Source organism: Methylotenera sp. G11, from assembly GCF_000799735.1.
Lineage (GTDB): Bacteria > Pseudomonadota > Gammaproteobacteria > Burkholderiales > Methylophilaceae > Methylotenera.
The window spans coordinates 2,082,152-2,093,994 of sequence record NZ_JUHH01000001.1 but is presented as its reverse complement, the minus strand read 5'-3'; the positions used below and the strand labels follow the sequence as shown (position 1 = coordinate 2,093,994).

The 11,843-nt window shown below is 51.6% G+C and carries 10 protein-coding genes; 3 read left to right on the top strand and 7 right to left on the bottom strand.

What is annotated here, in order from left to right:
• Nucleotides 1–67: 67 nt before the first annotated feature.
• Both GQ51_RS09635 and GQ51_RS09630 read left to right on the top strand, forming a co-directional pair.
• Nucleotides 68–1,723, top strand: coding sequence for an NAD(P)/FAD-dependent oxidoreductase (locus GQ51_RS09635; RefSeq protein WP_047552345.1), 1,656 nt, complete (start codon nt 68–70; stop codon nt 1,721–1,723).
• 232 nt (nt 1,724–1,955) lie between these two features.
• The gene (locus GQ51_RS09630; RefSeq protein ID WP_047552343.1) at nt 1,956–2,144 is read left to right on the top strand and encodes a YgaP family membrane protein; all 189 of its coding nucleotides are present in this window, start codon (nt 1,956–1,958) and stop codon (nt 2,142–2,144) included.
• Nucleotides 2,145–2,290: 146 nt separating this feature from the next.
• On the opposite strand, the gene ahpF is transcribed toward GQ51_RS09630, so the two are convergent.
• The 5 genes from ahpF to GQ51_RS09605 form a co-directional block, all read right to left on the bottom strand.
• Nucleotides 2,291–3,868 carry an alkyl hydroperoxide reductase subunit F gene (gene ahpF / locus GQ51_RS09625; protein WP_047552341.1) on the bottom strand — a complete coding sequence of 526 codons (1,578 nt, stop codon included), beginning with the start codon at nt 3,866–3,868 and terminating at the stop codon, nt 2,291–2,293.
• Between the two features lie 123 nt (nt 3,869–3,991).
• Nucleotides 3,992–4,555, bottom strand: coding sequence for an alkyl hydroperoxide reductase subunit C (gene ahpC, locus GQ51_RS09620; protein ID WP_047552339.1), 564 nt, complete (start codon nt 4,553–4,555; stop codon nt 3,992–3,994).
• 277 nt (nt 4,556–4,832) lie between these two features.
• Nucleotides 4,833–5,147 (bottom strand): thiosulfate oxidation carrier complex protein SoxZ, encoded by a 315-nt coding sequence (soxZ, locus tag GQ51_RS09615; RefSeq protein WP_047552338.1) that lies wholly within the window; start codon nt 5,145–5,147, stop codon nt 4,833–4,835.
• Between the two features lie 17 nt (nt 5,148–5,164).
• Nucleotides 5,165–5,599, bottom strand: coding sequence for a thiosulfate oxidation carrier protein SoxY (locus GQ51_RS09610; RefSeq protein WP_047552336.1), 435 nt, complete (start codon nt 5,597–5,599; stop codon nt 5,165–5,167).
• 44 nt (nt 5,600–5,643) lie between these two features.
• The gene (locus GQ51_RS09605) at nt 5,644–7,086 is read right to left on the bottom strand and encodes a M48 family metalloprotease (RefSeq protein WP_047552333.1); all 1,443 of its coding nucleotides are present in this window, start codon (nt 7,084–7,086) and stop codon (nt 5,644–5,646) included.
• A gap of 92 nt (nt 7,087–7,178) precedes the next feature.
• Between GQ51_RS09605 and moaC the strand changes: the two genes are divergently transcribed.
• The gene (gene moaC, locus GQ51_RS09600; protein WP_047552330.1) at nt 7,179–7,670 is read left to right on the top strand and encodes a cyclic pyranopterin monophosphate synthase MoaC; all 492 of its coding nucleotides are present in this window, start codon (nt 7,179–7,181) and stop codon (nt 7,668–7,670) included.
• 43 nt (nt 7,671–7,713) lie between these two features.
• Here the strand turns inward: moaC and GQ51_RS09595 are convergent, their stop codons facing one another.
• Both GQ51_RS09595 and trpE read right to left on the bottom strand, forming a co-directional pair.
• Nucleotides 7,714–10,320, bottom strand: coding sequence for a bifunctional diguanylate cyclase/phosphodiesterase (locus GQ51_RS09595; RefSeq protein WP_052177796.1), 2,607 nt, complete (start codon nt 10,318–10,320; stop codon nt 7,714–7,716).
• Between the two features lie 4 nt (nt 10,321–10,324).
• Nucleotides 10,325–11,812 carry an anthranilate synthase component I gene (gene trpE, locus GQ51_RS09590; RefSeq protein WP_047552328.1) on the bottom strand — a complete coding sequence of 496 codons (1,488 nt, stop codon included), beginning with the start codon at nt 11,810–11,812 and terminating at the stop codon, nt 10,325–10,327.
• Nucleotides 11,813–11,843: the final 31 nt, after the last annotated feature.

The following is an 11,843-nucleotide window of genomic DNA, read 5'->3' as shown; positions in this document are numbered from 1 at the left end:
GTATTTTCAGATGACTCCGACAGATAAACACTTTAAATGATAGATAAATACTATCCGGAGACCCAATATGTTACGCATTACCGAAATCAAACTGCCGGTCGAAAACGCGCAGTCACTCACCCACCAGGCCGATGAAATCAAAGCCGCGCTATTAAAACGGCTGGAGATTCCCGCCAGCGACCTCGTGCATTTCGAAATTTTCAAACGCGGCGTCGATGCACGCAAATCCCACGCGATCCTGTATGTGTACAGCCTGGACGTTACGGTCAGGAATGAGGCCAGGATTCTCGCTAAATTCCGTAAAGATGCACACATCAAACCGGCTCCTGATACCGAATACAAGTACGTCACCCAGAACACCTCATCGGACAAGCCGCGCCCTGTTGTGATCGGCTTCGGTCCGGCGGGCATTTTTGCCGCACTGATCCTGGCACAATCCGGCCTCAGGCCTATCGTGCTGGAGCGCGGCAAAGCGGTGCGCGAGCGTACCAAAGACACCTGGGGCCTGTGGCGTAAAAGCAAACTGAACCCGGAATCCAACGTACAGTTCGGCGAAGGCGGCGCCGGAACATTCTCCGACGGCAAACTGTATAGCCAGATCAAAGACCCCAAACACTATGGCCGCAAAGTGATACAGGAGTTTGTAAAAGCCGGCGCACCGGAAGAAATCCTATACGTCAGCCACCCGCATATCGGTACTTTCAGATTAGTGGGTATGGTAGAGGAAATGCGCAACACCATTATCGGGCTTGGCGGGGAAATCCGCTTTGGAAGCCGCGTCGATGATATTGAGCTCAGCCAGGACCCGGACGGCCTGAACCAGGTACAGGCTGTCATACTGCAAAACGGTGAGCGAATTGCAACCAGACACCTGGTGCTGGCCGTAGGACACAGCGCGCGCGACACCTTTGAGATGATCTATAAACGCGGCATTTTCATAGAAGCCAAACCATTCTCCATCGGCTTCCGTATCGAGCATCCGCAATCACTGATCGATAGAGCCAGATACGGCAAGAGCTATAGTGAGGACTTGCTGACAAAACTGGGGGCGGCTGATTACAAGCTGGTACACCATGCCAGGAACGGACGCTCGGTCTATAGCTTCTGCATGTGCCCCGGCGGCACGGTGGTGGCGGCCACGTCAGAACCCAACCGCGTGGCGACCAACGGTATGAGCCAGTACTCACGCAACGAACGCAATGCCAACGCCGGCATTGTTGTCGGCATTACGCCAGAAGCCGACTACCCCGGTCACCCGCTTGCAGGCATGGAATTGCAGCGTCAGCTTGAAAGCCATGCCTTTGTGCTTGGCGGCAGCAATTACAATGCGCCTGGCCAGCTGATCGGTGATTTTCTCGCCAACCGGCCTTCAACCAAGTTCGGTGAAGTCATGCCGTCTTACACACCGGGTGTGCATCTGACCAGCCTGGATACCGCCCTGCCTGAATTTGCAATCACAGCCATGCGTGAAGCAATTCCTGAATTTGCAAAACAGATCAAAGGCTTTGACCTGGCCGATGGCGTACTCACAGGTGTAGAGACACGCACCTCCTCCCCTATTCGCATCAAGCGTGATGAAGCATCACTGCAGAGCATCAATACCAGAGGCTTATATCCATGCGGCGAAGGTGCGGGCTACGCCGGCGGCATCCTGTCGGCAGGGGTTGATGGCATCAAGGTAGCAGAGGCCGTAGCTTTAAGCATCTGCGCACAGGATTCCTGATATGAAAAAGTCCCGCCTGCTCACGGCATGTGCTCATGGCATGCCTGGCTTTGATGCTTAGCTGGCCTGTATTGGGCATCACTGGATGACAAGCCGCCATTGAAACCGATATGAGCCGGGTAAGGCTTTATCAGCTGACACCGATTAAACCGCTGCTATAACGCTCAGTTTGCCGCTATTGCCAATTTAGGCGTAAAGTTGCAATTCCACCTGACTACCAAGGAGCACATTGATGAAAATAAATGTTGGCGGTGTAGATCGTATCGTGCGTATTGCTGCAGGGCTAGCCCTGATTGCCTGGGTTTTGTTCGCAAACGGCCCGGCATGGGCATGGATTGGAATTGCAGCGCTGGCTACTGGCCTGCTGAATTTCTGCCCGGCTTACAGTATTTTAGGGATCAATACCTGCAAAACCAAATAAAGTCCACACATAGCCCAGAACCATGGGCTCACACCATAAAAAAAGCGGTGGAATATTCCACCGCTTTCCTGTTTGCTACCCTGACAATATTACACCTTGATAATATTACACTTGGATAATATTACATCCTGGCAGTTGCCCGGTCACTACTGCCTGATCAGGTAATCAAATGCGCCCAGCGAAGCCTTTGAACCCTCACCCATCGCAATAATAATCTGCTTATAAGGCACGGTTGTCACATCGCCTGCTGCAAATACACCTGGCAACGAAGTCTGTCCGTGGGCATCCACCACGATCTCGTTGAACTTGCTTAACTCTACACCGCTGGTTCTGAGCCAATCGGTATTCGGCAGCAAGCCGATCTGCACAAACACCCCAGCCAGTTCAACTGTATGCAGTGTCTTGGTTTCGTGGTCGCGGTAGACCAGGCCATTTACTTTCTGATCTGCACCGGTGATTTCCGTCGTTTCTGCATTCAGGATCACCGTCACGTTTTTCAATGTGAATAATTTGTTCTGCAGAATTGCATCCGCCGTCAGCTTATTGCTGTGCTGCAGCAGCGTCACATGGCTCACAAAACCAGCCAGGTCAATTGCAGCCTCAACTCCGGAGTTACCCCCACCGATGACGGCTACATGCTTACCTTTGAACAAAGGGCCGTCACAGTGCGGGCAATAAGCGACACCTTTACCGCGGTATTCTTTTTCACCGGGGATATTCAACTCTTTCCAGCGCGCACCGGTGGCTACGATCACGGCCTTGCTTCTGAGCGTTGCGCCGCTTTCGAGCTTCACTTCGATAAGCTGGCCGGAGCCGGTAGCAGGTGCGTTCAATGACTGTGCACGTTGCAGGCGCATCACATCCACTCCATACGAAGTGACATGTTCCTCGAACGCCGCGACCAGTTTTGGCCCTTCCGTTTCCTTAACAGAAATAAAGTTCTCGATCGCCATCGTATCCATGACCTGGCCGCCAAAACGGTCGGCAACCACACCGGTCTTAATGCCTTTGCGTGCAGCATAAATCGCCGCAGATGCACCGGCAGGGCCACCGCCTACCACCAGCACGTCAAACGCCTCTTTTGCATCCAGTTTTTTCGCTTCGCGGGCTTCTGCACCTTTATCCAGCTTAGGCAGGATTTCATCCACCCCCATACGGCCGGCACCGAACTCTGCGCCATTCAGGTAAATGGTCGGCACGGCCATGATATTGCGATCGGAGACTTCTTGCTGATACAAAGCGCCATCGATCATGACATGCGTGATGTTCGGGTTAATCACGGCCATTAAATTAATAGACTGCACGACTTCCGGACAGTTGTGGCAGCTCAGCGAAATATAGGTCTCGAAGTGGAATTTGTCTTCAAGCGCGGCAATCTGTGCGATTTTCTCTGCTTCCAGTTTAAGCGGATGCGCGCCTACATGCAGCAAGGCCAACACCAATGATGTAAACTCATGCCCCATTGGGATCCCGGCAAAGCGAATACCCACTCCCTTTGCAGCGTCTTTGTGTCCAGGGGCACGTTTCACGGCAAATGATGGTTTACGCGCATCATCTTCATGCGTCAGCGTGATCTTGTCAGACATAGCGGCAATTTCTTCCAGCAGGGCTGACATCTCTTTCGCACCGGCACTGTCATCGAGTGAAGCAGCCAGCACGATCGGCTCTCTGAGCATTTGCAAATAGGTTTGAAGCTGAGTTTTGATAGTGGTATCTAATGCCATGGTTAATCTCTTTGCTATCTGAATTTTTGAAAAAAATAGCTTTATCTTATGGATAAAGCTATGTATCGGGATGCGCCCCCAGGCTTTTGACCCGGGGACGGCAAATCATTAAAAAGCCGTTATTTAGATCTTGCCTACCAAGTCCAGTGAAGGCGTGATCGTGTTGGCGCCTTCCTGCCATTTAGCCGGGCATACCTGGCCTGGGTTAGCGGCTGTGAATTGCGCAGCTTTCAACTTGCGCAGGGTTTCTTTTACATCACGCGCGATTTCGTTGCTGTGGATTTCCACTGTTTTAATCACGCCTTCCGGATTGATCACGAAAGTACCGCGCAGTGCCAGGCCTTCTTCATCAATATGCACGTCAAATGCACGTGTCAATTGGTGTGTAGGGTCGCCAACCAATGGGAATTTTGCTTTACCTACTGCCGGTGAAGTTTCATGCCATACTTTGTGTGAGAAGTGGGTATCGGTGGTCACGATATAAACTTCTGCACCCGCTTTCTGGAACTCTGCATAGTTATCAGCAGCGTCTTCAACTTCTGTCGGGCAGTTAAAAGTAAATGCAGCCGGCATGAAAATTACAACAGACCATTTACCTTTCAGGCTTGCGTCAGTCACTTCAATAAAGTTGCCATTGTGGAAAGCCTGGGCTTTGAACGGTTTAATTTCGGTATTAATTAATGACATAATTTTTTCCTTATATTGATTAAAAAATCTGTGGTTGATGAAATGTTCTATAAATCCATGACTCGAATTATAGAGAGGTTATAAAATTAAGTACAATATATCATTTTAATTATATTGATAAATATAACTTATCAACAAAGGAGCGACCATCTTCCGCATCCAATGCCGCGGATCGCTTAAATGCAGTCGATCAGGTTACCACCATTACAACACGGCATATGCAAAATCAGGCACTATTGCCCACGCCATTCACCTGCGTATCTTGACTACCCGCCAGTTAGGCCTGCGTAACGGCGATGTCCTGGCTTGCAGTTTCACCATGGTTATCATGCCATGTCACGGCTACAATATCACCGACCTTTGCGCCTTTCAGCCTGAAGGTCAGATAAGGGTTCTTGGATATACCGGTGCCCCACTGCGCTTCGAGTACGGGTTTGCCATTGAGCGTGGCTGTCAGCAATTGCACGAAATGGGCAGGAATCAGCCTGTCAAAATCGTCTTTTCTGCGACCGGTTTCCATCGGGTGGCTCATCAGCACTTTGACTTCAACCACATCGCCCTTAAGCTGGGCACGCATCTTCATGTTATCCATATACAAGCCTCAAACTGTCAACCACAGCCGTTTTCAAGCACGACCACATTCTTAGCCGCGGTAAAATAGCGCTCGCCTGCTTTCACCACTATTTTAATGTCCGAGGTTTCCGCCATCTTGATGCGCGTCACGACATAAGGTTCGGCGCCATTGCTGAAAATGAAATTGGCAATCAGCGGTGTCGGGTTCTTCTCTACGAATATCGCAATCGCTTCGGTATTCGCGATAGCGCTTTTGACTTCCACCTGCACGATTGCGCCATTCTCTGCACGGTCAGGTGCAATGATCTGAATATCCGCACTCGGGATTTCCGTGTTTATATCCAGCTTCCTGCTGGCATCATCCAGCCGCACCGACTCAAATGCCGCTTTATTCCATAGTGCTGCCAGCACCCTGGCCGGCATCAGCGCGATAAATGCTGCCACACCCAATAAAAAATTCCTGCGCTGCATCGTACTCACCCTCAAATTGTACCGACTTGTAAGCTGTATCGCCTTTAAGATTTCGGTTTTTTATCGTCACCCTGCATTTGCCTTAGCTGCTTCAGGCGCGCTTCCACGATGGATATCTGGTAAAAATCGCCGTCATTGGCCTTGGCTGCCAGATCCATCTGCTCGATGGCCCGGGCAAGATCGTATTTTCTGTAATACGCTTCGCCTTGCGCCTGGTGGCTCAGTAACACCTTGTTCTGCATAGTATAGGCCTTCGCAAGCAAATCGTAAAAATACGCATCATCCACATACCGGGCCTGTTTCGACAAAACCAGCCGTATGGCATTATCCGGCTGCTTGATCGCCAGGAAATGCTCGGCATAACCATAAATCAGTGCCCGGTTATCCGGATAACGTGCAAGTGCAGATGCATATTTGGCTGCGGCACTCTGCGGGTTGTTTCTGGCGACTTCCATCCTTGCGGATAAGCTTTCTATCATGGCATGCTGCGGTGCGTTTTTCTTGAGCCAGGCCAGCTCTTTCTCAAGCTGTGGAAACGCGCCCTTACGCAGCAGGGCAACAGCCAGCCCATAATGCTCCGCCGCTTCATTGCTGTAACGATGCTCACGGATATTCTGTTCGAACACGCCAATCGCAGCCTCAGGCGTCGTATAAGTGGCGCGCAGTTTTGCACGCACCAGGTGAAACTCAATACTGTCAGTCACCTGCCGGTACGGCATCTGCTCTACCCGGTTAGTCACGTCTGCAATACGCTCGGTTGTGAGTGGGTGCGTACGCAGGAAGCTGGGAGTGCTGCCCTCGGCAAAGCGCGACCCGCGCTGCAATGTATTAAAAAAGCTGGGCATGCCACGCACATCAAAACCACCGCTGTCCAGAATCTGCAAGCCGATACGGTCAGCTTCACGCTCATGTTCACGCGTATAGTCAAGCTGGCTCTGCACACCAATTGCACTTACGGTAGTAAATGCACCTGAAGCCAGCTGCGGATTGGCACGCGCCATCAGCAGTGCCAATGCGATCCCGGCAATGTTCTTTAAGGTGTCGGTCTTCTGCGAGGCCAGCATACGCGCCAGATGGCGCTGCGTTACGTGGCCGATTTCATGGCCCAGCACACTCGCCAGCTCAGACTCGCTATTGGCGCCCAGCATCAGGCCCGTGTGCACACCGATGACGCCACCCGGCATCGCAAACGCATTGATTGACCTATCCTGCACCACGAAGAAATTGAACTTCTGCTGCTTCTCCGGGCCGTTTGCAACCAGCCTGGCACCCAGCGCCTGCAAATAATCCGTCACTTCCACATCATTCAGCACATCGTCGCTGACTGCGACTTCACGCAGGATCTGCTCAGCAATCGCCTGCTCCTGCAGCGGTGACATTACTGTTGCGGACACATCACCCAGATCCGGCAACTCGTTTGCGGACACATAAGAAACATGAAGCACTGAGGCTATCGCCAGAATAATAATTGTTAATTTTAAATTCATTGTTGCTATGATAACGTTTGTAGCCATTCAGTTCATCGAAAAATGTTTCAAAATATGACTTCCGTATACATTCACTCAGGCCTCGCACCCACATGACATCCCATCAGCAGACACTCACGCATTTTGATGCCAGCGGCCAGGCGCACATGGTTGACGTGGGCAAGAAATCCGAAACCCATCGCATTGCGATCGCCAGCGGCACCATCAGCATGCTGCCTGCAACACTTGCACTCATCCTGCAAGGCAGCAGCAAAAAAGGCGATGTGCTTGGCATCGCGCGCATTGCCGCCATCCAGGCCAGCAAAAAAACCTCCGACCTGATTCCGCTATGCCATCCGATCGCGCTCACCCACGTCACGGTGAGCTTTGATGTTAACGAAGCCGCATCAAGCATACTATGCACGGTCACCACGGAAACCTACGGTAAAACCGGCGTAGAAATGGAGGCACTGACTGCCGTGAGCGCAGGGCTGCTTACAATTTACGACATGTGCAAGGCGGCCGACCGCGGCATGATGATCAGCGACATCAGACTCATCGAGAAACACGGTGGGAAATCAGGGGATTGGTTCAGCGGTCGCTAAGACGGCAATGGACAGCTAACTATTGGCGCATGCCCAGCGGCGGCTATCTGCCATGCGTGACCAGATACTCAAAATTAGAGGCCGACAGCGGCTTGCTGAAATAATAACCCTGGAAATAGTGGCATCCGAATTTTTTCAGCAATTCAAACTGTTCCAGCTGTTCAACCCCTTCGGCGACGATATCGCAATGAATAGTCTTGCCCACCGCAAGTACCATCTTGATGATCGCGGCATCATTGGTATCGGTGAGCACATCGTGCACGAATGACTGGTCGATCTTGATCTGGGTAACCGGCAGTTTTTTCAGGTACACCAATGACGAGTGCCCGATGCCGAAATCATCCAGCGACACCCTGATACCCATTTTTTTAAGCACTTTCATCTTGCTGATCACATCATCAATGTTATCAATCACAGCCGTTTCCGTGAGCTCCAGCTTAAGCAGGTCAGGGTCGATGTCGGCCACCGTAATGATCTCACGCAGTTCTTTTACAAAATTGATATACAGGAACTGCTTTGCACTGATATTAACGGACAGCCTGATCTTGCCGAGTACAGGATGGGGCTCCCATGCCTTGATCTGTTCACAGGCCTGCTGCAGCACCCAGTGGCCGATTTTAATGATTTCATTATTCTTCTCGGCGATTGGTATGAATTCTGCCGGATGGATCTCCCCAAAGCGATGATGCCCCCACCGCAGCAGCACTTCCGCACCGATGACATTCTGCTCTGCGTCAACGATGCTCTGGTAATTAAGGTACAGCTCATTGCTTTTAATCGCTGAAGACAATGCGGATTCAAGGGCAAAACGCTTATCCAGCCCCTCCTGCATCAGTTCATCATAAAAACGGTAAGTATTGCGGCCCGCAGCTTTGGCCTGATACATGGCAGCATCTGCGTGGCGCAGGTGCGCCTCAAAACCACTAAGCTGCTCATCTTTGAACAATGTCACACCCAGGCTGGCGCTGGTATTGAATTCAAACAACCCCAAGTGGTAGCTGGCATTGAGCCTTTCCAGCAGCTTCTGCGCCACATCGCTTGCCTGCTGGTAGGCATGGCTGAGGTTACTGCTCAGACCCTCCAGGATCACGATAAACTCATCGCCGCTAAGCCTGGCAACCGTATCACCGGCCCGCAGTGTGATCTGGATCCTTTTCGCCACTTCCATCAGCAGCTGGTCACCTATATCATGGCCTTTGGTATCGTTCAGCGTCTTGAAATTATCCAGGTCGATAAACATCAGCGCGCTATAAGTGTTGGCGCGCTGGCTTAGCAGAATCGCATGCTGAAAACGATCTACCAGCAAACGGCGATTGGGCAATCCGGTCAGCACGTCATAGTAAGCAAAATTCTCGATTTCCTGCCGTGCTTTCTTTTGCTCCGAAATATCACGGATAAACCCGGTCACCAGAGACAGGCCGTCTTCGTTCAAAGCGGTCAAAGTCAACTCAACAGGAAACTCGGTACCGTCCGAGCGCATTGCCTGGAGCTCGACACGCTGGTTAAAGAGATGCTTCTCATTGGTCTGGACAAATCGCTTGTATCCTTCTTCGTGCGATTTTCTCAACCGGGGCGGGATAATGACTTCAGACAGCGTTTTGCCGAGCGCATGCTGTTTCTGATAGCCGAACATGCGCTCTGCAGCCGGGTTGAATTCCACCAGCCTGCCGGAATTATCAATCGTTAAAATGGCGTCCAGCGCACCGTCTATCACTGAACGCAGCTTCCTTTCATTTTCACGCGAAACCTTTTCCGCAGCATTCCTGCCGGATTGCAGGGTTGAAATCAGCAGCATGGTCATGACCAGTGTGACCATGAAAGTCCACAGCGAAAACAGGCCTTCGCCAACATCCACGCTGTAAAATGTACCGTAACCCTGTGAGGTGAACCATACGGCGATCGTACACAGGCTGATCACGACGATGGAACCGCCCACCACACCAAACGCCATGGAAGCCCAGATCAGCACCGGCAAAATCAGGAATGCCGTCAGCAGGAACTGTTTATTAAGGTCATTCACCAGGTTAACAATCGCAAACTCACAGGCGGCGAAAAACAGCAGCCAGGCAAACAGCCGGAAACTCTGGGGAACATTGGCGATAAAGCTTTTTTTGCTGATATGCAGTATCAATGGCAATGCCAGCAATACGCCCACACTGTCACCCATCCACCAGATAAACCATATCCTCGATATAGCATCAGTCGTAATCTGGCCGCCGAGATAGAGGCTCAGCACGCCGCCGATTGAGGAGACCAGCATGCCCAGCAGCGAGAACAGGATCATCAGCAGGATATCGCGCTGCTTGGCGAGGCTGTGATTGAAGTGCGCTTTCCGAAGAAGATAGGCTGTCACTAGCGGTGCCAGGGTATTGCCAGCAGCCATGCTCAGCGAAACAGCGGCGGGTAAACCCAAATAGAACTCTACAAAAGTAGCCGCCACAAAAACAGCCGGCAGGCTGACATAGCCCCAACGGATAATGGCGCCTACAGCAATTCCGGTAGGCAACCAGAGCAAGGTAACGATGGATTCTTTATAAGGCCCCATCAAACCCAGCCTGGCCGTCAGGTAATACGCCAGCGCAACCACAGTAAACCTGAACGCCAGTGATTTCAGCGTTAAAAGTTGATCTGGCGTAGGGCGGTTCTGCATCACATCACTTTGTATTGACGTCCAGTCCTGCCTGCACTAACTCAGCGGCACGCAACACCGCACGCGCTTTATTCTGGGTTTCGATCCATTCACTCTGTGGAACAGAATCGGCCACGATGCCAGCCCCTGCCTGTACGTGCAGCATATTGTTCTTGATCACACCGGTCCTGATCGCGATCGCCACATCCATATCGCCATTAAACCCCAGGTAGCCGACAGCGCCTGCATAAATGCCGCGTTTGCTTGGCTCAAGTTCATCGATGATTTCCATCGCCCGCACTTTAGGCGCACCGCTTACCGTACCGGCCGGGAAGGTTGCTTTCAGCACATCGATCGCGTCCATCCCCGGTTTAAGTTTGCCTTCGACGTTACTCACGATATGCATCACATGCGAATAACGCTCGATCATCATGTTATCAGTCACTTTTACCGAACCGGTTACCGCAACGCGCCCCACGTCATTGCGCCCCAGATCCATGAGCTGCACGTGTTCTGCACGTTCTTTAGGATCAGCCAGCAACTCTTCTGCCAGTGCGATATCCTGCTCACGTGTTTTGCCGCGCGGACGCGTACCTGCAATCGGGCGTGCCGTCACGGTGCCATTTTCAAGACGCACCAGAATCTCCGGCGAAGCGCCTACCACGTGATGGTCGCCCATATCATAGTAGAACATATAGGGTGACGGGTTCAGGCTGCGCAGCACGCGATACAGCGATAAAGGAGAGGCAGAGAATGGCTGTGACATGCGCTGTGACAGCACCACCTGCATGATATCGCCATCCAGGATATACTGCTGCGCACGCTTGACCGCGGCTTTAAAGTTATCTTCACCGAACTCGGAAACGGCTTCCGTTTTATCAGTAGGCAGCGTATCCGGGATCGTCACTGCTTTTTTAAGCATTTTCAGCAAGGCATCAAGCGTAGCGTGTGCTTTTTCGTAGGCATTGGCCTCACCGGCATCGGCATACACAATGAAATAAAGTTTGCCGCTCAGGTTATCGACCACGGCAAGCTGTTCTGACACCATCAGCAGGACATCCGGGGTTTGGATCGCATCAGGCTTGCTTGTATTGGCCAGGCGTTTTTCAATATAGCGCACGGTTTCATAACCGAAATAACCGGCCAAGCCACCCGTAAACCGCGGCAAACCTTCATAAGGCGGCGTTTTAAAACGCGACTGGTAAGCCTTTACGAAATCCAGCGGATTCACATCTTCGGCAGTTTCGATGACTGCACCGCCTTTAATGACCTGCACATTCCTGCCGTTTGCCACAATGCGCGTTTCTGCCGGCAAGCCGATAATCGAGTAGCGGCCAAAGCGCTCACCGCCCTGTACGGATTCAAGCAAATAGGAGAAGGGCTGGTTTGCCAGCTTCAGGTATAAAGATAACGGGGTATCCAGGTCTGCAAATGTTTCCAGCACGAGCGGAATGCGGTTATAACCCTGCGCAGCAAGGCTATTGAACTCTGCCTGGTTGATTGTATTGAACATAAACTTCCTACAACTTTCTCATCATAATTTT

Excerpts from the sequence above, each read along its gene's own strand:
- GQ51_RS09635 (WP_047552345.1), top strand. The coding sequence starts at position 68 with ATGTTACGCATTACCGAAATCAAACTGCCGGTCGAAAACGCGCAGTCA.
- GQ51_RS09630 (WP_047552343.1), top strand. The coding sequence starts at position 1,956 with ATGAAAATAAATGTTGGCGGTGTAGATCGTATCGTGCGTATTGCTGCA.
- ahpF (WP_047552341.1), bottom strand. The coding sequence starts at position 3,868 with ATGGCATTAGATACCACTATCAAAACTCAGCTTCAAACCTATTTGCAA.
- ahpC (WP_047552339.1), bottom strand. The coding sequence starts at position 4,555 with ATGTCATTAATTAATACCGAAATTAAACCGTTCAAAGCCCAGGCTTTC.
- soxZ (WP_047552338.1), bottom strand. The coding sequence starts at position 5,147 with ATGGATAACATGAAGATGCGTGCCCAGCTTAAGGGCGATGTGGTTGAA.
- GQ51_RS09610 (WP_047552336.1), bottom strand. The coding sequence starts at position 5,599 with ATGCAGCGCAGGAATTTTTTATTGGGTGTGGCAGCATTTATCGCGCTG.
- GQ51_RS09605 (WP_047552333.1), bottom strand. The coding sequence starts at position 7,086 with ATGAATTTAAAATTAACAATTATTATTCTGGCGATAGCCTCAGTGCTT.
- moaC (WP_047552330.1), top strand. The coding sequence starts at position 7,179 with ATGACATCCCATCAGCAGACACTCACGCATTTTGATGCCAGCGGCCAG.
- GQ51_RS09595 (WP_052177796.1), bottom strand. The coding sequence starts at position 10,320 with ATGCAGAACCGCCCTACGCCAGATCAACTTTTAACGCTGAAATCACTG.
- trpE (WP_047552328.1), bottom strand. The coding sequence starts at position 11,812 with ATGTTCAATACAATCAACCAGGCAGAGTTCAATAGCCTTGCTGCGCAG.